The sequence below is a fragment of the Lysinibacillus sp. NPDC097231 genome (genome assembly GCF_044761885.1).
Taxonomy (GTDB): Bacteria; Bacillota; Bacilli; order Bacillales_A; family Planococcaceae; genus Lysinibacillus.
In genome coordinates this window covers 81,298-102,765 of sequence record NZ_JBIWDH010000014.1, presented here as the reverse complement: position 1 = coordinate 102,765, position 21,468 = coordinate 81,298, and the positions used below count along the sequence as shown (strand labels likewise).

General features: G+C 36.6%; 18 protein-coding genes. 10 read left to right on the top strand and 8 right to left on the bottom strand.

From position 1 onward, the window contains the following. Positions 1 to 825 (bottom strand): aldehyde dehydrogenase family protein (locus tag ACIQXF_RS10720; RefSeq protein ID WP_402782656.1); only part of this gene is annotated, 825 nt, incomplete at its 3' end. Between the two features lie 179 nt (positions 826 to 1,004). Between ACIQXF_RS10720 and ACIQXF_RS10715 the strand changes: the two genes are divergently transcribed. Further along, positions 1,005 to 2,336: an AAA-type ATPase lid domain-containing protein gene (locus tag ACIQXF_RS10715; protein WP_402782654.1), complete on the top strand. Its 1,332-nt coding sequence runs from the start codon at positions 1,005 to 1,007 to the stop codon at positions 2,334 to 2,336. Positions 2,337 to 2,357: 21 nt separating this feature from the next. On the opposite strand, the gene ACIQXF_RS10710 is transcribed toward ACIQXF_RS10715, so the two are convergent. Beyond that, positions 2,358 to 3,332, bottom strand: coding sequence for a proline dehydrogenase family protein (locus ACIQXF_RS10710; protein WP_402782652.1), 975 nt, complete (start codon positions 3,330 to 3,332; stop codon positions 2,358 to 2,360). A gap of 345 nt (positions 3,333 to 3,677) precedes the next feature. On the opposite strand from ACIQXF_RS10710, the gene putP reads away from it, so the two are divergent. The 3 genes from putP to ACIQXF_RS10695 all read left to right on the top strand — a co-directional run bounded on the left by putP (position 3,678) and on the right by ACIQXF_RS10695 (position 6,448). Further along, positions 3,678 to 5,162, top strand: a complete 1,485-nt coding sequence (gene putP, locus ACIQXF_RS10705; RefSeq protein ID WP_402782650.1) for a sodium/proline symporter PutP — start codon at positions 3,678 to 3,680, stop codon at positions 5,160 to 5,162. A gap of 174 nt (positions 5,163 to 5,336) precedes the next feature. Next, complete coding sequence (locus tag ACIQXF_RS10700) at positions 5,337 to 6,200, top strand: EamA family transporter (protein ID WP_402782648.1); 864 nt, start codon at positions 5,337 to 5,339, stop codon at positions 6,198 to 6,200. 80 nt (positions 6,201 to 6,280) lie between these two features. Continuing rightward, positions 6,281 to 6,448, top strand: a complete 168-nt coding sequence (locus ACIQXF_RS10695; RefSeq protein WP_402782646.1) for a cation:dicarboxylate symporter family transporter — start codon at positions 6,281 to 6,283, stop codon at positions 6,446 to 6,448. A gap of 92 nt (positions 6,449 to 6,540) precedes the next feature. Here the strand turns inward: ACIQXF_RS10695 and ACIQXF_RS10690 are convergent, their stop codons facing one another. Together ACIQXF_RS10690 and brnQ are read right to left on the bottom strand one after the other, a co-directional pair. Then, positions 6,541 to 7,911, bottom strand: coding sequence for a S41 family peptidase (locus ACIQXF_RS10690; RefSeq protein WP_402782644.1), 1,371 nt, complete (start codon positions 7,909 to 7,911; stop codon positions 6,541 to 6,543). Positions 7,912 to 8,419: 508 nt separating this feature from the next. Continuing rightward, complete coding sequence (gene brnQ / locus ACIQXF_RS10685) at positions 8,420 to 9,736, bottom strand: branched-chain amino acid transport system II carrier protein (protein WP_402782642.1); 1,317 nt, start codon at positions 9,734 to 9,736, stop codon at positions 8,420 to 8,422. A gap of 249 nt (positions 9,737 to 9,985) precedes the next feature. Here brnQ and ACIQXF_RS10680 point away from each other — a divergent pair, with 249 nt between their 5' ends. Beyond that, positions 9,986 to 10,879, top strand: coding sequence for a C40 family peptidase (locus ACIQXF_RS10680; RefSeq protein ID WP_402782640.1), 894 nt, complete (start codon positions 9,986 to 9,988; stop codon positions 10,877 to 10,879). A gap of 81 nt (positions 10,880 to 10,960) precedes the next feature. On the opposite strand, the gene ACIQXF_RS10675 is transcribed toward ACIQXF_RS10680, so the two are convergent. Together ACIQXF_RS10675 and secA2 are read right to left on the bottom strand one after the other, a co-directional pair. Beyond that, entirely contained in the window at positions 10,961 to 11,860 is a 900-nt protein-coding gene (locus tag ACIQXF_RS10675; RefSeq protein ID WP_402782638.1) for an accessory Sec system S-layer assembly protein, read from the bottom strand. A gap of 20 nt (positions 11,861 to 11,880) precedes the next feature. Then, the gene (secA2, locus tag ACIQXF_RS10670) at positions 11,881 to 14,223 is read right to left on the bottom strand and encodes an accessory Sec system translocase SecA2 (RefSeq protein ID WP_402782636.1); all 2,343 of its coding nucleotides are present in this window, start codon (positions 14,221 to 14,223) and stop codon (positions 11,881 to 11,883) included. Positions 14,224 to 14,447: 224 nt separating this feature from the next. On the opposite strand from secA2, the gene ACIQXF_RS10665 reads away from it, so the two are divergent. Further along, complete coding sequence (locus tag ACIQXF_RS10665) at positions 14,448 to 15,518, top strand: glycosyltransferase family 4 protein (RefSeq protein WP_402782634.1); 1,071 nt, start codon at positions 14,448 to 14,450, stop codon at positions 15,516 to 15,518. Positions 15,519 to 16,268: 750 nt separating this feature from the next. Here ACIQXF_RS10665 and ACIQXF_RS10660 read toward each other — a convergent pair. Both ACIQXF_RS10660 and ACIQXF_RS10655 read right to left on the bottom strand, forming a co-directional pair. After that, entirely contained in the window at positions 16,269 to 17,330 is a 1,062-nt protein-coding gene (locus ACIQXF_RS10660) for an LCP family protein (RefSeq protein ID WP_402782632.1), read from the bottom strand. Positions 17,331 to 17,471: 141 nt separating this feature from the next. Further along, positions 17,472 to 18,107: a YigZ family protein gene (locus tag ACIQXF_RS10655; RefSeq protein ID WP_402782630.1), complete on the bottom strand. Its 636-nt coding sequence runs from the start codon at positions 18,105 to 18,107 to the stop codon at positions 17,472 to 17,474. A gap of 165 nt (positions 18,108 to 18,272) precedes the next feature. On the opposite strand from ACIQXF_RS10655, the gene ACIQXF_RS10650 reads away from it, so the two are divergent. From ACIQXF_RS10650 to ACIQXF_RS10635, 4 genes are all read left to right on the top strand, one after another. Next, positions 18,273 to 19,421, top strand: a complete 1,149-nt coding sequence (locus ACIQXF_RS10650) for a sensor histidine kinase (RefSeq protein WP_402782628.1) — start codon at positions 18,273 to 18,275, stop codon at positions 19,419 to 19,421. Between the two features lie 36 nt (positions 19,422 to 19,457). Then, positions 19,458 to 20,132 carry a response regulator transcription factor gene (locus ACIQXF_RS10645; protein WP_402782626.1) on the top strand — a complete coding sequence of 225 codons (675 nt, stop codon included), beginning with the start codon at positions 19,458 to 19,460 and terminating at the stop codon, positions 20,130 to 20,132. A gap of 281 nt (positions 20,133 to 20,413) precedes the next feature. Then, the gene (locus tag ACIQXF_RS10640) at positions 20,414 to 20,959 is read left to right on the top strand and encodes a nuclear transport factor 2 family protein (RefSeq protein WP_402782624.1); all 546 of its coding nucleotides are present in this window, start codon (positions 20,414 to 20,416) and stop codon (positions 20,957 to 20,959) included. Between the two features lie 317 nt (positions 20,960 to 21,276). Next, a partial coding sequence (locus ACIQXF_RS10635; protein WP_402782622.1) for a hypothetical protein occupies positions 21,277 to 21,468 on the top strand: 192 nt, incomplete at its 3' end.

Below are 21,468 nucleotides of genomic sequence, written 5' to 3'. Positions count from 1 at the left end.
ACCTTCGTTTAAGACAGATGCACGTTGGTTAATACGTAAACCTACATCACGTGAACCAGTGAAGCTGATGAAGCGTGTTTTTGGATGGTCTACTAAGTAGTCTCCAACTTCCGCACCAGAACCAGGTACAAAGTTTACCGCACCTGCTGGAAGACCGGCTTGCTCTAATACTTCGATAAATTTATAAGCCACAACTGGTGTTGTTGAAGCTGGTTTTAACAATACTGTGTTACCAGTTACTAATGCTGCCACTGTTGTCCCTGCCATGATAGCGAACGGGAAGTTCCAAGGAGAGATTACGATACCGATACCTAATGGAATATAGTCGTAACGGTTGTATTCACTCGGACGGCTTTCTACTGGTTGACCGTCTTTAATGCGTAGCATTTGACGACCATAGTACTCTAAGAAATCGATGGCTTCTGCTGTATCTGCATCCGCTTCAGCCCATGGTTTACCTGCTTCTTTTGTTAAAAGTGCAGAGAATTCATGTTTACGACGGCGAATAATCGCTGCTGCTTTGAATAGTACGTCCGCACGAATAGCTGGATCTACTTTTTTCCAAGTTTTAAATGTTTCATCTGCTGCTTGCATCGCTTTTTCAGCTAAGTCTTTGCTTGCTTTTGAAACGCGACCAATAACTTCTGTTTTCTTTGCAGGGTTATAAGAAACAATTTTATCTTCTGTTGTAATGCGCTCACCACCGATAATCAGTGGGTAATCTTGACCTAAATAACTCTCAACTTTATTTAAAGCTTCTACATATGCGTTGTAGTTAGCCTCTTGCGAAAAATCTGTGAATGGTTCGTGTTTGTATGGAATCATGTCAGTTTCCTCCCATGGATAAAGAGTGCCAAATGATTATGCACCTTATAAGATTGTGATAATTATATAATGCAATATTATTTGGCATTATTCAACTTAAATTTTTAAATTTTTTTAATTTTTGCATCTGTTTTTCGTATTGGTGTTAGAATAAGCTTAAGGGAATACAGGAGGACAAGATGGATAATAATGTACTACTAAGTATTTATAAATACGTCATTGAAAAAGGTGATATGGGGATTTGCGTTGTCGATACGGAAGGCAAGTTGCTCATATACAATAAAAAGATGCGAGAATTAGAAGGCGTTAATGAAGATGAGTTTGAGGAGAGGCGCGCCTTAGAGATTATTGATTTCGAAATCGAAAAAAGTGATATTTATAAGGTCTTAAGTTCTGAAACGCCAGTGCTCAATGTTAAAAAAACATATTGGAATAAAAAAAATCAAGAAGTGACCTACATAAGCAATATTTATCCGTTGCACTATGAAGGTGTTTTAGTAGGAGCTGTGGAGTTTGCACGAGATATTACACAGCTTGAATACATGATGTACCAGCCATTAAGAAGATATGGTGCACCGCTGACATTTGATATTATCACAGCTGTTTCAGCAGTCGTGAAGGATGTCATTGAAAAAGCGAAAATCGTGGCTTTAAGTCGAATGCCTGTCGTTTTAATTGGAGAATCGGGTACTGGAATCGATATGGTTGCTGAGGGAATTCATCATGATTTAAAGGTGAAAAATGACATGTTCATTGCTTTAATTTGTCGGCGAGATGAAGAAACGGTATTAAAGCAATTTGAAAAATACATTGTTGAAAAGGAGAAAATCACTTTTTTTGCTGAGCGTATCGAATATTTATCGATGGAGGCTCAGGAGCAAATTGTAGAACTTTTCAACAATTATCCAAATCATCAACATATGCTAATCGCGAGTGTGGGCAAAGACCCAATTGATTTAATTCAAGAACAACAGCTATCGAAAAAATTATATCGCCTATTTTCAGGCATTACGATTTATGTGCCGCCATTACGGGAACGAAAAGAAGATATTATGCCATTTGTCGACGACTATTTCAAGCGACATCGCGATACATTTGGCTCGTCGATTCAAGGCTTGTCGGATGAAGTAAAGGAAATCTTTTTTAAGTATGACTGGCCTGGAAATTTAAAGGAATTAGAAGTGTTGCTAGATGAGATTTCTTCGCTACTGACAAATGAAACGGTAATCGATATTCATATGTTACCAGCCCATTTTAAATGGAAAATCCAGCATTCCTATGATAATAGAGCAGAGGATACGGTAGATCTATTTATTATTAAAAATCCAAATGATATTAGACCGCTCGATGTCTACATGAAAGAGGTTGAGGAATATTATATTTCCAAGGCACTAGATTTTCATCAAGGGAATATTTCAAAAACTGCTGCCGCATTGGGGATACGACGACAAAGCTTACAATATCGTGTAAAAAACTATAAGCTCAATAAAAAAAGCGAAAACATTGATTAACGATGTTTTCGCTTTTTATTATTATTTAGATTTTTTAGATAGACGGCCAAGAGCAAACGCTGCCACACCTAAACCAATCGCTGTGTTTGTTTTCTTATTAAACACTTGTTTTGTCACAAGCGCTAAATTTTGAGGACGCTCTGCTAGACGACGCATAAAGTATCCGTACCAATCATTACCAAACGGTAAATATGTACAGAAGTTATAGCCTTCGCGTGCAAGGTCTAATTGCATATCTTTACGGAAACCATAGAGCATTTGGAATTCAAATTTATCATTTGGGATATTATGCTGTTTTACAAATTGTTTTACATGGTTGATAACATTATGGTCATGTGTTGCGATTGATGTAAATTTCCCGTGCAATAAATGATATTCAATTAGCTTCAAGTAATTGTGGTCGATATCAACTTTTGATTGATAAGCTACCTCTTCAGCCTCTTTGTATGCACCTTTTACAATACGGAGACGGAAATCTTTGTACTTTTCAATGTTTTCGTCTGACTCGAAGAAGTACGCTTGAATAACCGTTCCAACATTATCGTACTCTTTGTGTAGCTTATCTAGTAAATCAAATGAGCTATGTAAACGACCATAGTTTTCCATATCAAAGTTCACGAAAATATTGTATTGATGTGCAAGTGCCACAACTTCTTTTAAGTTTTCATAGCAGAAGTCGATATCAATATCTTGACCTAGCTGTGAAGGCTTAAGGGAAATATGGGCATCTAATTGCTCATCATGAATTGCTTGAATTACTGCTAAAATATTGTTTTTTGCTGCTGTTGCTGCGGATTTCTCAAAGACGAACTCGCCAAGGTTATCGACAGTACAAGAAATATTTGCACGGTTTAATTCTTTAATTGTTTGCACAACCTCTGGGATGGTTGTTCCTGCTACAACGCTTTGTGCACCCATGCGTAAACCGTATTTTTGCGCGGTGCTATTTAATAATTGATTTTCTGAAAGTGCGATAAAAAAATCACGTAATGCCATGAAAATGCCCCCTGAAAAGAAAAATTTTAATTTCTTGGCGATTATAACACTTTTTTTGAAAAGTAAAACAATAAGATTTTTTCAAAAAATTTTTAAAGGAGTATCTTATAGAGCTTGAGACATTGTGTTTATTGACTTCTTAAGCTATAAAAACATGAAAAATTTCAATTGATAAAAAAATGAAACTTTTCAAAAAGATAATTATGATTTATTTTAGAATTTATAGATTTATTATTTTGACGAAGGAGGATTTTTTAAATTATCGAGGTTCATCACCACAAGTTATGATGAAGAGCCATTATCTATCAATAATAACTAAACAGGACTAAATAGGGGTGGAAAAATATGTCAGAAAATATGTATCAATTACTTGCGATTGTAATTTATATGGTAGTGATGTTAGCAATTGGATGGTATTCATTTATGAAAACGTCTAATTTGACGGATTATATGTTAGGTGGGCGTTCATTAGGACCTGCTGTAACAGCACTTAGTGCAGGTGCTGCAGATATGTCAGGTTGGTTATTAATGGGCTTACCAGGTGCCATTTATTTATCGGGGATTGTGGAGGCATGGATTGCCGTCGGTTTAACAATAGGCGCTTATTTAAACTGGTTATTAGTAGCACCAAGATTACGTGTATACACACAAGTTTCTAACGATTCTATTACGATTCCTAGTTACTTGGATAATCGTTTGCGTGATCATACAAAGCTGATCAGAATTGCATCAGGTATTATTATTTTAGTATTCTTTACGTTTTATGTATCGTCAGGTATGGTAGCTGGCGGTAAGTTTTTCGATAGCTCATTTGGATATGATTATCATACAGGTTTATTAATTGTATCAGGTGTAGTTGTAGCATATACATTATTTGGTGGGTTTTTAGCTGTTAGTTATACAGACTTTATCCAAGGTTTAACAATGTTTGTAGCATTGATTGCTGTACCTTTATTTGGATTGTTCTTAACAGGTGGACTAGGAGATACTATTGATTCGATCAAAGCCGTTGATCCTGAACACTTAAACTTACTACCGTCAACACTTACGGCTGCAGCTCTTATTTCTTCAGTAGCATGGGGCTTAGGCTATTTTGGACAACCACACATTATCGTTCGCTTTATGGCGATTAGCTCTGTAAAAGAGACAAAGCAGGCAAGACGTATTGGTATAGGCTGGATGATCTTGAGTTTATTAGGTGCTCTTGCAACAGCTTTAGTTGGTATAGCTTATTTCCAACAAAATGGTGGAGAGCTGAAAGATGCTGAAACAGTATTTATTGTAATGGGACAAATTTTATTCCATCCATTTATTGCGGGCATTATGTTGGCTGCTATTTTAGCAGCTGTTATGAGTACGATTTCTTCACAATTAATCGTAACATCTTCGGCACTTGTAGAGGATATTTACAAAGCTTTATTCAATAAAACAGCAAGTGATAAGCATTATGTGTTTGTTGGGCGTATGGCTGTGTTAGTTGTATCAATTGTTGCAGGGATTTTAGCTTGGAATCCAGATAACTCTGTTTTAAACTTAGTAAGCTTTGCATGGGCAGGCTTCGGTGCAGCATTCGGTCCAATTATTTTATTATCATTATATTGGAGAAAGTTAACAAACTATGGTGCTATTAGTGGGATGATAACAGGTGCGGTGACTGCATTTATTTGGGGTAAGATAGAAGTATTAACTTCTACATTATATGAAATTGTACCTGGTTTTATCGTATGTTTACTTGTGGCAGTTGTTGTAAGTCTTGTGACATATAAACGAAATCAAGATATTGAAGATGAATTTGAGAGCATGGAAAAAATTCTGAAAGAAGAAAGATAGTAGCTGTTCTATCGTTTAAATTATTTTCGTTGATTGAGGTGAATAAATATGCTTTGGACACCATTATTTGAAAATGATGTACCATCACCACTTTTCTGCTCTTAGTGGAGGAAAAGTGGTGACTTCTCTCCGTTAAGTGCTTTCATGAACTTAAATAATATACGGAGGACTTTCATGAGGATTTTACCATATAGCATCATTTTACTTTCTGCCGTTCTTTGGGGAACTACTGGTACGACACAAACATTTTTACAGGGAGATATTTCTCCTGTTGCCGTTGCCTGCATTCGTTCTGCGATTGGTGGAGGCACATTGCTAATCGTTGCGTTATCCGCTCGCATGATACATTGGCAATCATGGCCATGGAAATGGAATATACTAGCTGCTATTTTCATCGCACTTTTTCAAGGCTTCTTTTTCTCATCGATCCGTTACACAGGCGTCGCTATCGGCACTGTTGCTACGATTGGGAGTGCCCCTGTATTTGCGGGCATCCTGGAATGGCTCCTTTGGAAGGTGAAGCCAGCAAAAACTTGGATGATTTCCACGTCATTTGCCATTCTTGGATGTATTTTATTGTTTGCAGTTGGCGGTGAAACAACGGTAAATGGCTTTGGCATTTTGCTTGCGCTCAGCGGTGGCTGTATGTTTGCATTGTATACAAATGTTAGCAAGCACTTAACAAAAAAAGCGGCGACATTGCCTGCAGTAGCCATGACATTTTCGTTATGTTCCGTATTGTTAGTACCGTTCGCATGGCAAGGCGGATTTAGCTGGATGGGCACATCCGTCAATATCTGGGCGATGTTTTATATGGGATTAATGGCAACAAGTTTAGCATATGTGCTGTTTTTAGGAGGACTGCGAGATGTATCATCCTCAGCAGCTGTAACGCTAAGTTTAGCAGAACCTTTAACAGCAGCATTACTTGGAGCCTTTTTCCTTGGAGAATATTTAGCATGGACATCATGGCTTGGTGTTGCATTTATTTTTACAGGAATTTTTGTGTTAACATTAGGGAAAAGTGCGCGTCAATAAATATAGGAAATGTGCCTTTTGATTCAAGAGGCACATTTTTTTTAGGGGTAAAAGAAAACTATGAAACAAAAATAAATTGCGTGGGATTTTTCGTTTTATTAATTCCTATCATTGCGGCTGTTTCTCCAATAGTGGATATGGGTAATACCGTTGTCAACGTTACTGGTGATTTAGTAGGAACACAGATTGTTTATCAAAGGAACCAAGAATATGCAAATGAAGAAACTATGCCTTATATGCGTAGCTAATGAAAATAAGATTATTATTTTAGGTTGGGACTTTATATCAGAAAACAAAAAAATCCTTCTCACTAATAGAGAAATTAGTGAGAGGGATTTTATTATTTTTTCATTGTGATATGCAGATAAATACCTTTATTAGCTTTTTGTGTCTTAGGTTGGGCAAGGAGCATATATTCTTGCCCTGGAGATAAAGGTTTTGATGGAGTTACAATTAATGAACGACCATCTAATTTAGCAGTAATAGGCACTTCATTTTCCCCTAAAGCAATTAGCTTAATTTTATCCTCAGATATTAGTGATGAGTATGCTAGAGGAAGATTCACTGTTAATTTTTTAGTATCCGCAACATTTTTCAAACTTGTAAGCTCTTTATAATTTGTATATTGTGCTTTTAGTGCATCATAATGAGCTTGAAAAATAGGTGCTGTTTTTGTTGCAATATTCGGTTTCACACCTACTTCATTAATTGTATGACCAGAAGGACCTGTAAATTTACCGACAGTTAGCTTTAAGTAGCTTCCATCATGTAATTCATAAAAGCCTTGCATGGCACCCTTACCATATGTTGTTTCACCATATATGATAGCAGAGTGCTGATCCTGAAGAGAGGCAGATAACATTTCAGATGCACTTGCACTATATCGATTGACAAGAATACGTGTATCCAATGGGAATTTTACATCTTGAGGAGATACAGGTATTTTATAGGAGGCATGCGCTTCTTCTAGTAAATAGGCGATTTTAGTTTTTGGGAAAAAACCCACAAGTTCCTCCATTGTTGCGACATAACCGCCACCATTATTCTGTAAATCAAAAATAAATGAAGTAGCGCCACGTTGTTTTAATTCAATAAGCCCTTTCTTCACAAGTTGCGCACCATCTTCTGAGAAGGATGACATCGAAATATAACCTACATTCCCAAAGAGTAATTCAGATTGTACATTCGGTAAGGTGAATTTTTTGCGCGTAATGGTTTTGGTAGAAGTTGTGCCATTTTTATGTTGGAATGTAACGGTAACTTGAGTACCTTCATCACCAATTAATAGGGAAGAAGCTTCCTGTGAAGAGCGCCCTACGATGGTTTGCCCATTAACTGCAATAATAATGTCTCCGGCAACTACTCCAGCATCAAAGGCACCACTACTTTCAAATACTTGCAAAATATGAATGCCATCTTCATGTTCTTCAATGACCACGCCAATCCCTATAGTCGATAGGTTAATACTATTCATATAATTTTCAAATTCTTGCTTCGTAAAATATGTAGAATAAGGATCTAACATATCAATGATTTCTGGAATTGATTTTGCCTTTGCTAAATCACCATCGATTGTCCCAACATAGGTTTCTTTAACAATTTCCTTAATTTCTTTCACAAGAAGTTGATCATTACTGGCAGCGTAAGTGTTTGTCAGTGGAAAGACGAAGAAACTTAGAACAAAAACCAATGACCACATTAATTTTTTCATAGGACACCTCTTTTCTAGATACTCAAGATAGGGAGTTTTGTAAAGTGAAATTTTTACTAGCGAGTAGATCCCTAGGAAATATAGTAGGTTTTTACAGAAACAATTTCACATATGGATACGTTTTACATATTGAGTAACTACTTATATTATACATGAATTTCCAATGAGCGCGAATAGCATGGAGGTATTAAATGAAATAAAAAGAATCTGCTTGCCTTTCACAAAAAAGTAATCATTCAAGTTCTATAGAAACGCAGAAGGTTAAAGAGAAGCTTGAGACTTATTCGTGAAAAGGAAGCGGATTCTTATCATTAAAAATTACGGAGTGATAGTGGAAAGTCAATTCTATTATTTTTTCATCCCGCATAATCAGGCAGCAATTTTATCTGTACTGAAAGTGAAGCATGAATACAAGACTTTTAGATGAAAGTAAAGCAAACAACTGCCCGTAAAAGCCCGATTGGTGAAGACTAACAATCAGTGGGATGGATCTCCACTGATTGAAGTTTCACTTTATCAGTTTATGAATGATAAAGCCGATAGATGCCCCAACAATTGCAGGTATAAGCCATCCAAGATTTTGCTCATATAATGGCAAGGCTTTTAAAATACTTTCATAGGGTGCAATGTTAATTTCCATTTGCTTTAAACCACCATATAGACTAACAAAGAATGTTGGAATTAATGCTAAAATGTAAACAATTTGTCCACCTTTATAGAAGTTGTCGGCTAGCGACAGAACCATTAACACCATCGCTAGCGGATAGATGATTAATAAGACTGGTAGTGACGCATTGACGATTGTAGAAAGACCAACATTTGTAATGGCAGCACTAAAAATAGTGAACACAATTAAAAATGTTTTATAAGAGATTTTCGGAAATAACTTATTGAAAAATTGCGCATTGGCAGTTAATAAACCTACAGCCGTCGATATACAAGCTAGTAAAATTGTAATAGATAAAATAATACTCCCTAGATCACCAAATAGAACCTTTGCTGATTTTGCAATAATATCTCCGCCATTAATAGAAGTACCTATTGCATCAATACTTGTATTACCGATATGGCTAAGTGAGATATAGACAAATGATAAACCAAGAGCTGCAACAACGCCCGCAAATATCGTCGTATTGACTTGCTTCTTTGTATCCTTCATCCCCATATCACGTAATGCCTGCAAAATGACAATCCCGAACACAAGTGCACTTAGGACATCCATTGTTAAGTAACCTTGCACAAAGCCCTCAGCAAAAGGTGTTACCTTATAGTTTCCTATAGCTGTTCCTGGTTCACCCATTGGAGAGATAAAGCTTTTAACAGCTAATAATAAAATAACGACTAAAAGTGCAGGGGTTAAAATTTTTCCTACTCGATCGACTAATTTTGTTGGATTAAGAGATAAGTAGAGTATAAACGCAAAGAACAAGATAGACGTTATGAAAAGTGGTGCCCAATGATCGGCTGCAGCTTCTGGTAGGAACGGTGCAATCCCGATTTCGTAGGATACAGAGCCAGTTCGTGGTACTGCAAAGAAAGGACCAATTGCTAAATAAACGATGGACGTAAATATCACACCAAAAGCTGGACTTACACGATTAGCAAGTAGTTGTAAGTCGCCTCCTGCTTTCGCAACTGCAACGATTGCTAGTAGTGGTAAACCGACACCTGTTATCAAGAAACCTATCATTGCGACAGTAATATGTTCACCAGCTTGTTGACCTAATAAAGGTGGAAAGATAATATTTCCCGCACCTAAGAACAAGGCAAATAGAAGTAAACCTACTGCTAAATTACCTTTTATAAAAGACAAGATGTTATTCATAAACAATAAACTCCTTTAAGATTGAAAAGATAAAACTTTCTAAAAATTTTAAATACAGAAGTGTATGTTATCATATGGATAGTAATCTGGCAATTCAAATATTATCGTAAGATAGTCGGATTCCGTCGTATTTTATAGGATTGATGAAATGTTTGAAAAATAGTCGGTTTTTCCGATTTTTGAATAGTTAATTTTCTAGTATGATAGACACACAAGGAAATATTTTAACATGAACGGAGGCAATTGGGTATGCAAAAGACAAAAAAATGGAGATTTCTCGCTTTAAGTACTATTGCAACTTCATTTTTCGCAATACAAACCGCAGAAGCAGCAGCCTATACAGTACAAAAAGGAGATACCTTATCTAAAATCGCCCAAAACCATCAAGTAACAGTAGAAGACATAAAAAAGTGGAATAATCTATCACAAGACACGATTTATGTAGCCCAAAAGCTTGAGATTTCAAAGCAATCTACTAATGAAGTAACAAAACCTTCGAACCCATCAACAACTGTAAAACCAACAAATAGTGCCTATACAGTGGCGAAGGGTGACACATTATCAAAAATTGCAAAGCAATATAATGTGACACTAAATGAAATTAAGGATTGGAATGGACTAAAGACAGACACTATTTATATTGGACAAGTGTTAAAAGTATCTCCAGTAGCTACAATACCCGAGGGTGAAAAAATACATAATAACGGGACTTCAGATGCGGGAACATCATCAAAAGTAACGACAAATGATCCTACAGCTAATGGACAAGCTGTATACAAAAATACAGTAGACCTAGCGAATTCATTGGTAGGAACACCTTATCTTTATGGAGGCAACACACCTGAAGGACTTGATTGTAGTGGCTTAATTTTCTATACCTTTAATCAGAGTGGTTTAAAAATTGGAAGAGACAGTAGTGAAGGATATTTTAATGGAAATACAACACAAGTTAAAAATCCGGTAGCGGGGGATTTAGTATTTTTCGAGAATACGTATAAAGATGGAATATCCCATATGGGTATTTATCTTGGTAACAATAAATTTGTCCATGCTGGAACAGATGGTGTTGAAATTTCTGACGTTACTTACTCTTACTGGTCCACAAGAATAGTAGCTTATAAACGTTTTGATAATGTGAAATAACAAGAAGCGATTTTTGCTAATGCAGAAATCGCTTCTTTCATTTAAAAAATCCCTTCTTTCTAAAAAGAAGGGATTTCCATATTATTGTGTAACGCGTGCTGTCCAACGAGAAAGATCTGCGTCTTTTGCATCAACAAGCTCTGCTGGGAAAATAAATGTCCAAGGCTTTGTTGAGTTTGGTTGCACAGTTAGTACAGGATCCATTTTAAATGAACCTTTAGCAATTTGTTTACCCGTTGCATCAATAATTTCTAGTGGTAATTGTTCTAGATTGATAGCTTTATTATGTCCATTACGGATAAAGATCGATACACTTAGGTTGCCATTATCAGCCATTTTTGCTTGTAAGCCAGTGAAGTTTACTTCAGTTTCACCTAATTTTGGTAAAGTATTGACGATTTTGGCTAGCTCTTCTTTTTGAGCTGCTGGTAATTGTTTTTCCCATGATGGATCTAATTCTAATTGATGACCACGAAGGGAAACAAGATTGAAGGCAATTTTCCATCCATCTTCAGGAACTTTATCTACTTTGAGTGTAGTTTTTTCGAACTCAAACACCCATGGGCGAGCGCTTTCTGCTGGGATTGTGCCAAGTGCTTTAAAATCGAATTTTTTAGATGCAACAAGCTCATCGTTTTTATCCATGATGAAAAGTTCGATTTCACCTAACTCAATCGCTTGTGATAAGGATGAGCGGAAGAATGCACGAACAAGCCATTTACCAGAGCGCTCGTCTTCTTCAATACTAATAGAAGAAAGAGATAATTGATTTGGTTTCAATGGCTCTAGCTCATTCGCAAGGAAGTTGAAAATGTATTTTTGCTCCTGTGGTACATCCCAATTTGGATGGAATGAAAGCTTCGTCTCAACATCACGATTATCGCCTGTATTCGTTGTAGCATTTCCTAGTAAATCTTTTGAGTCAATTGTGTTTTCTTGAACGATTTTGTCCGATTTTTTAAAGAATGAAAATAAGCTCATAAATGTTCCTCCTGTTATGCCTAAATTGTTTTCAAGTAGCCTGTAATGTCAATAATAATAGAACGACGTAATTCCTGGAAATTTCTACCGAATAATTCAAGTCCCTCACGTTGGTAAATTCGCATTGGATCTTCTTGCTGGTAATGGCGTAAACCAATACCTTCTTTTAAATGTGCCATTGCCTCCAAATTTTTTATCCAGCCACTATCAATGTAACTAAGCATGATTTGTGGAAGAACCGCTAATACTTGTTCATTTTCAGCAAATTTCTCTAAATGATCAAGTAGCTCTTGCTCAGAAGGCTGAACGTCAGCTAAAATTTGTTTTACTTTGCCCACTTCTCGATCAATTGTGACGGGCGTAATGAAAAGCGAGTTAAGTGAACTTTCCATGTGATCGTAATTCCACTCTATGGAAGAAACATCTTCTGGTGCAGCATCAAGAATAGCAAACTCAACTGTTTCACGAAGCATTTTCTTTAACTCGCCCATTAAGTCTTCACGAGCTAAAATTTTATCACGTAGACCGTAAATAACTGTACGTTGGTCATTGATGACATCGTCTAATTTTAAGTTGTATTCACGCATGCCGTATTGGGAACCTTCAACAATACGCTGTGTACGGTTAATCAGCTCTTGTACATCTTTATTTTGAATAATTCCATTTTCGTCAACCATCATTTTTGATGAGAATTTCTCAACTTCTTCTTTTGCGTAACGGCGGAACATATCATCTTCAATAGAGAGTATGAAACGGCTTTCGCCTACGTCACCTTGACGTCCTGAACGACCACGAAGCTGATTATCTACACGTCTGCTTTCATGCTTTTCTGTACCAAGAACATATAAACCACCAAGTTCGTGAACATCTTCGCCTAACATGATATCTGTTCCACGCCCAGCCATATTTGTTGCTACAGTAATACGACCTTTTTGACCAGCTTGCGAAATAAGTTCAACCTCTTGCTCAACTGTCTTAGCATTTAGTAATTGGAATGTTAAGCCTTCTTTTTTTAAGTATTCGGCAACTGTTTCTGATTGCAATATAGACGTTGTACCGATTAAGACGGGTTGTCCCTTTTCGTGACGTCGTTTTGCTTCTGCTGCCACATACTTGTATTTAGCTTCTTGCTTTTCAAAAATAATATCAGGCTGATCGATACGTTGACGTGGTCGGTTTGTTGGAATTTGAATTACTTCCATGCCGTACACTTCGCGAATTTCTTTTTCCTGTGTTTTCGCGGTACCTGTCATTCCAGAAAGCTTCGGATACATACGGAAATAGTTTTGTATCGTAATTTGTGCCTGTGATTTATTTTCGTCAGTGATCGTTATGCCTTCTTTTGCTTCAATTGCTTGGTGTAAGCCATCAGATAGCGAACGACCTTCTAAAATACGACCAGTAAACATATCGACAAGCTCAATTTTGTCATCTTTAACAATGTAATCAACATCACGTTTAAACATGACATGTGCACGAACTGCTTGGATAACATAATGGAAAAGTGATTGGTGTTCTAAGTCATACAGATTATCTACATTGAAGGCCGCCTCAACTTTTTCAATACCTTTATCTGTTAGGGAAGTAGCTTTCGTTTCATCATCGAAATCATAATCTTCATCTACTTTGAAACGTTTTGCTAACATAGATGCAATGCGATGTAATTCAGCGTTAGATGGCATTTTACCAGCGATAATAAGTGGTGTTTTTGCCTCATCGATAAGTACACTATCTACTTCATCAATAATAGCGAAGTGATAAGGACGCTGTACTTTATCAGCTAAGCTATATGCCATATTATCACGCAAGTAATCGAAACCAAATTCAGTACCAACACCATATGTAATATCCGCATTATAGGCTTCCTTTTTTTCATCGGCCTCCATCATTGGTAAATTTAAACCAACTGTTAGGCCAAGGAAGCGGTGAATCTGGCCAACGAGCTCAAAGTCACGCTTTGCTAGGTAATCATTGACAGTAATGACATGAACACCTTTGCCTTCTAATGCACGTACATAGGAGGGAAGGGAAGCGACAAGTGTTTTACCTTCACCTGTAGGCATTTCAGCAATGTTGCCTTCAGTTAATACAAGACCACCTATAAGCTGTACATCAAAATGTCGCATTCCTAATACACGTTTTGAGGCTTCGCGTACAACAGCAAATGCGTCTGGAATAATGGATGTAATAGGTTCACCTTGTTGTAAACGATCTTTGAAAATAAAAGTCATTTCTTGTAATTCTGCATCTGACTTGTTGACATATTTTTCTTCAAGATTATTAATTTGTTCTACTATTTTATAGTAGCGCTTCAATTGACGAGCACTTGTTTGCTCTTTATTACTTTTGAAAATTGAGAACATGAAATATACGCTCCTTTAAAGTTGTCTAAATGCTAGACACTACATTATTCTATCAAATTTTACGAATGGTGACTACATTTGACCATATAGCATTCGATAGATATGAAAAGGTGCGAAATATTTGTGAAATGGTGGGAATTGTTTAGAAAAAGTATATTTAAATGCTTGTTCGTGCTATAATCAATTTGGATTCCAATGTAGATTATTTTTTGAGGAGGATAGACATGCTTCTTTACGTGTCTTTAATAGCAGCATTTGTTGCTTCCATATTGTTAACTCCATTAGTGAAACGATTAGCGTTTAGAATAGGTGCAGTTGACGCACCAAACTATCGAAAAGTTCATGCACGAATTATGCCAAGACTTGGCGGATTAGCAATTTTCCTTGCTTTTATAATAGGTGTAGCGATTTTATATCCATATTTGATACATGCTAAAAATGGTAGCAGCGATTATTTATTGGCAATAATCATCGGAGCTTGTATCATCGTTGTAACAGGTGTTGTCGATGATATGCGTGAAATTTCTGCGAAGGCAAAAATGCTAGGACAACTAATAGCAGCACTTATCGTTGTTTTTGTAGGCGGTATTCAAATTGATACAGTTAATTTACCGTTTTTTGGTGCACTAGATTTTGGGTTACTTAGTATCCCGTTAACGATTCTTTGGATTGTTGGCATTACCAATGCCATTAATTTAATTGATGGCCTAGATGGTCTAGCTGCTGGTGTCTCAACGATTGCACTAATTACCCTAAGTGTCATGGCATTTATTATGGGGAATGTTTTTGTATTAGCAGTTTCGGCTATTTTGGCAGTAGCATCAATTGGCTTCCTATTTTATAATTTCCACCCTGCGAAAATTTTCATGGGGGATACAGGAGCATTATTCCTTGGATTTATGATATCGGTGCTCGCGTTACTTGGTTTTAAAAATGTTACATTCGTATCATTAATTATCCCTGTTATTATGTTGGGTGTCCCAATATCAGACACATTCTTTGCGATTGTACGTCGTTTGCGCATGAAGCAAAAATGGTCCGATCCCGATAAATCACACTTACATCACCGTCTATTGGATATGGGCTTTACACATCGTCAAACAGTGCTCCTTATTTATGGGATTGCAATGATGTTTGGTTTAGCCGCAATTATCTTCTCTATGGCAAAACTATGGGGCGCAATTTTACTCGTTGCAGTTATTTTAACAGCCATTGAGATTTGTGTTGAAATCATCGGACTCGCTGGTAAAAACTATAAGCCATTATTGAATTTTGTACGGATATTCAGTAAATAAAATATAAAGGCAATCATACATTTTGTGTGATTGCTTTTTTTATGTTTTTTTTAGAATTGTTGAATTGATGGGTAGAAGAGAAAGACGGACGGTACAGGAAAAGTGAAGGAAAGAGCAGGCAAAGCGACGGATAGAGCGGATAAAGTGAAGGATATAAGGGGAGAAGTGATGGATAGAGCAGGAAGCGACGGATAGAAGAGAAAGCGGCGGATAGAACAGGAAAAGAGAAGGATGGAACAGGCAAAGTGAAGGATAAAAGGGGAGAAGAGACGGATAGAGTAGGTAAAGTGAAGGATAAAAGGGGAAAAGCGACAGATAGAAGAGAGATCGGCGGATAGAAGAGGCAAAGAGAAGGATAGAGCAGGCAAAGTAAAGGATAAAAGGGGAGAAGCGACGGATAGAGGAGAAAGCGACAGATAGAACAGGCAAAGTGAAGGATAGAGCAGGTAAAGTGAAGGATAAAAGGAGAGCAGCGAAGGATAGAGCAGGTAAAGCGACGGATAGAAGAGGAAGCGGTGGATAGAACAGGCGAAGCGAAGGATAGAGCAGGTAAAGTGAAGGATAAAAGGAGAAAAGAGACGGATAGAAGAGACAAAGCGATGGAAAGAAGAGAAAGCGCCGGATAAGAACCATAATAATGATGAATTAAGCGTTCCTAAGGGTGATAGTCGTCGAAACGTTGGAGTAGCCTTCAATAGAATCTCAAATAAAAAGCCTTTCCACGAATTGAAAGTGGAAAGGCTTTTAGATTTATTGGGATGATTCATTCGCCGAAGTTTCTTCGCTTGCAGCGCTGTTTGTGTCAGTATTGTTATTTGTGAGGCTTGTTGAAGCCTTATTTAAGCCAAGATGATTTTTCATTGTTTCTTTCACTTCGTTAACAGAATCTTGATTTAATTGGTAATAATATACGCCAGTAGACGTATCATCAACGCCATCTAAATTTAAAGTGTCAATACGTGGTGCACCCTTTGATAAATAGGACAAGAAGGATTTCATTTCAGTAAATGTCATATTAGTCTTCATGTTATCACCAATTGCCTTAATAACATCATCGTATTTTGTTATTGAGTCAACAGAAGCAACTTTTTTGATAATAGCAGAAAGAATTTCTTGTTGACGCTTACCACGCTCAATATCACTATCTTGTTTACGTGTTCTTGCGAGTGCAAGTGCTTGGCTACCGTTTAACTGCTGTAGACCTGGCTGTAGGTTGATTGTATACTTGTCGAATTCGTCTAATTCATGTAACGCATAAGGTACTTCAGCTTCAATGCCACCTAATGCATCAACCACGTCAATAAAAGCATTGAAATTCATACGTACATAATAGTCGATTGGGATATCTAATAACTCTTCAACAGTATCGATTGTTGCCAGTGTGCCACCGTAAGCATGGGCATGGGTAATTTTATCTTTATATCCTACTTTAGGAATATAAACGTATGAATCACGAGGAATGCTTAACATTTTAATTGTATGCGTTTTATTATTTAATGTAGCTAAAACAAGCGCATCGGAACGAGAATGATCCGCACCTTGCCCACGCTTATCACCATCATCAATACCGACAAATAAAATTGATACATTATCGTGTACTGGCTCTACTTTTTCTTCGCGAAGCGTAGAAATTTCTCGTCCTTCTAAGTCTTCATGTGCTGAGTTTACTGCATGTTCCGCTTGTTTAGATAGATAAACAGCATAAGCAGTTACACAAATTGCTAAACTAGCAACGAGAAGTAGAGAAACTTTTATTATTAAGGAAGCTTTAGAAGACCTCTTTTTGTTCTTTTTAATAGCTCTATTTTTCATTTAAATTCTCCTCTAAGTTATGGGGATACTAATTCAATTACTATATTTTATTCAAATGTAAGTATCTTACTAGGCAATTTGATAAACTAGGTTAACATTAAAATTATACTATGCTTCTTAAGTTTCGACAATTAAAACTATTTATTTTACAATAAATTCAATAAATTGCGCTTCCTCAAAAGTAATGTTTGTTTGCCCATTTGTCATTTCTGTAACCCAGTTGCGAAACTGTTGTTCTTCTTCTTTCGGCACAGATACTATGATGTCTACGCCTTCTAAGTAATGAATTTCTTCTAATGTATACGAAGAACTACGAATTTCATTTTCTACTTTACCAAGCCATGTATAATCAATGGCAATTTTCATGAAATGGTGTAGCTTGCGTTCAACTACTTGTGCAGCGAGTAAGCCTTCTGTTGTCGCTTTACCATAAGCACGAATAAGACCGCCACCGCCAAGCTTAATGCCACCGAAGTAACGTGTGACAACCACGACCGTATCCTTTAAGCCTTGCTTTTTTAAGACCTCTAACATAGGGACGCCAGCTGTGCCACTAGGTTCCCCGTCATCATTTGCTTTTTGAATATGGTCATGTTCGCCAATAATATAGGCTGAACAATTATGTGTAGCACTATGATGCATTTTTTTTATGCGTTCTATAAAAGAAATTGCATCCTCTTCCGTTTCTGCACGTTCTATATAAGTAAGGAAGCGAGATTTTGAAATAACAATTTCGCTTTCTCCATATCCTTTTACTGTTAAATAGTTTTCTCTCATGTGTGACATTCTCCTTTAATGTAGGGTTCTATTCTGTAATTTTCATAAAGAAAAAGCATTAAATTTTATCATTGTGATGCTATAATAGGTGTAGACTGTAGAATATATGAAATTGGTCTTCTAAAATAGTAAGTAATCATAAGACATTAGACTGGGGAGTACACTATGTTTTCAAATGATACCTTCGATTTAAAGTCGCTTGATGACGTATTTAATCGAATGTTAGAAACAATCATGAGCTCAAAAGATGATATCTTTATTATAAGTGAACAAAGCCGAAGAAGCTTTGAAGATATGCAAAAAGAGCTAGAAATTGTTAGAAAACAAATTTCAATTGTCATTGATGAAGGCGATGCTTTAGAAAAAAGTACACAACTTGCAAAGCAAAGACTTGTGTTAGTGAGTAAAGCTTTTGATAATTATACCGAAGAACAAGTTAGAGATGCATATGAAACTGCGCATGATTTTCAAGTGAAGCTCTCCGTTATTAAAACACAAGAAAAGCAGCTACGCGATAAAAGAGATGATCTAGAGAGAAGATTAAGAGGCTTACTCGATACGATTGAACGTGCTGATCATATTGTCAATCAAGTTAATGTCGTTTTGAATTACTTAACATCAGATTTAAAAAATGTTGGACTAGCGCTTGAACAAGCCAAAATGAAGCAAGATTTTGGTATACGTATTATCGCGGCACAAGAAGAAGAGCGTAAACGTTTATCGAGGGAAATTCATGATGGACCTGCTCAAATGCTGGCAAATGTTTTGATGCGCACAGATTTGATCGAAAGAACGTACCGGGAAAAAGGTATTGAATATGCTTTGACAGAGATTGCTGATTTGAAGAAAACGGTACGAGATGCATTATCTGAGGTGCGGCGTATTATCTATGACTTAAGACCAATGGCATTAGACGATTTGGGAATTGTTCCGACATTAAAAAAATATTTATCAACTGTGACTGAATATAATCCTGGTGTTGAAATTCATTTCCAATCGAGAAGCACCGAAAAACGTATACCTTCAAACTATGAAGTATCTATTTTCCGTTTAGTGCAGGAATGTGTAACGAATGCCATGAAACACGGGAAATGTAAGGATATTTGGGTAAAGCTTGAATGGCTGAACAATGCCGTAAATATTGTCGTAAAGGATGATGGCATAGGGTTCGATGTGCAAGTTGTTAAAGACCATTCATTTGGGATTTTAGGAATGCGAGAACGTATCGATATATTAGATGGTACTATCTCAATTAAAAGTGAAATAAATCGCGGCACGACGGTCCTATTTAAAATTCCGTTAGAGGTCGAGTAAAAGTAATTGGTGTAGAAATTTAGGGGGTAAAGACAAATGACGAAGATTATTATTGTAGACGATCACCAGCTATTCCGCGAAGGAGTAAAACGTATTTTAGATTTCGAAGATACGTTTGATGTAGTAGCAGAAGGTGATGATGGTACAGATGTGGTTTCCTTATATGCTGAAAACCAACCAGATGTTGTACTAATGGATATTAATATGCCGGGTAAAAATGGAGTAGAGGCTACGGCTGAGTTAATAAACGATTTCCCAGATGCAAAAGTTATTATGCTATCTATTCATGATGATGAAACATATGTAACACACGCACTTAAATCAGGTGCACTTGGTTATATGCTAAAAGAGATGGATGCTGACGAAATCGTCGAAGCCATTAAAGTAGTTGCAAATGGTGGATCTTATTTACATCCAAAAGTAACTAAAAATTTAGTTGCAGAATTCCGCCGTCTTTCTGAACATGAAAATAAAGGTAACTTCCATCAAACAGAAATTCGTCGCCCATTCCATTTACTAACAAAACGTGAATGTGAAGTATTACAATTATTAACAGATGGTCAATCTAACCGTACAATTGGTGAGACACTGTTTATCTCTGAGAAAACAGTTAAAAACCATGTTTCAAGCATTTTACAAAAAATGAATGTAAACGACCGTACACAAGCTGTTGTAACAGCCATCAAAAATGGCTGGGTGGAAGTACGATAATTCCATAGTAAGAAATGAAAAGCTGTCTTTAAAAGCTACTTCTATTTAGTAGTTTTTAAAGCAGTTTTTTTATCTTCATTTAGCAAATGCTTTTAATGTGGACGCAATTACGAAAATCTCTATACGAAGTGTCATAATTTAATCATAGTGATCGCAAAAATTGTGAAACATTTTAAAGTCATGGGCGTCATAAGGAAGATGTAGCGCCTAAATGTTGAAAATGCACAACAAAATTCCTACATCGGGATTTATATGCTACAATATGCGCGGGAGGTTTTTTGATGTTAAAGAAAAGTTTTCTAGCAGTTTTTACCTTATTAATATTGACTGCCTGTAGTAATAAAAATGAAGAGATGAGTGCAGAAGATAGTGCAAAAGTGATAGAGGATGGGACAGTAGGCTTTGAAATGATGGGTGGTAATATAGAAAAAGCTTCCAATGTTCCAAGTGAAGATGAAAAAGCAATATTAGCGGCTTTTGATGAGTATATTGCAGCTTTTAATGCAAAAGAAATTGATCGTTATATGGAAACAATCTCGAAGAATCCAAAAGGTTTCAATTATGAAGAAGAAAAAAAATACACGACAGAAGTATTTGATCAGTCAGACGTTAAACGAGATGCAAATGATACTACAATTATAAAATATAGCGCAAATGAAGCGCAGGTCCATTCAAATATGGCATTACATTTAGTGCAAACTAAAACAAATGTGAAGCATGAAAGTGCAGGACAACAAGTTACAGTATTCGTCAAAGAGGATGGGGGCTGGAAGGTAACTAGCGTCTATTACATTGGCGATGACTCCAAATCAAGTACTGGCAACTAAAAAGGAGGAATTATCTTCATTCAACTAAATGAAAAAGTGATCAGTAGTTAGGGAATATTTGGATGAAGATAAACCTCTGGCAAATTTAGTTTCGCATAGCGGGAATTTATTTCTTAACTATACATAGAAAAATGAATGTGAAATGGATGCTAGTTTCCTAGCAGAAGTCTAAATTACGAATTGGGCTTACTTTAATTCGAAATTTGGACTTGATTACGATTACCGTAATTCGTTTCACATTCATTTCTTTTTTTCTTTATCTTCATCTAATAGGTACCTACTTAAAATAGAGAGAAGCGACAGCAACGAGGTTTTGTATGTACGAAAGCGTAGTGCAACGTAGCGGCAGCAACAACAAATGTTTTTATCTGTGCGAAAGCGGAGCGACAGCAACAAATGTTTTTATCTGTGCGAAAGCGAAGCGACAGCAACAACAAATGTTTTTATCTGTGCGAAAGCGAAGCGACAGCAACAACAAATGTTTTTATCTGTGCGAAAGCGAAGCGACA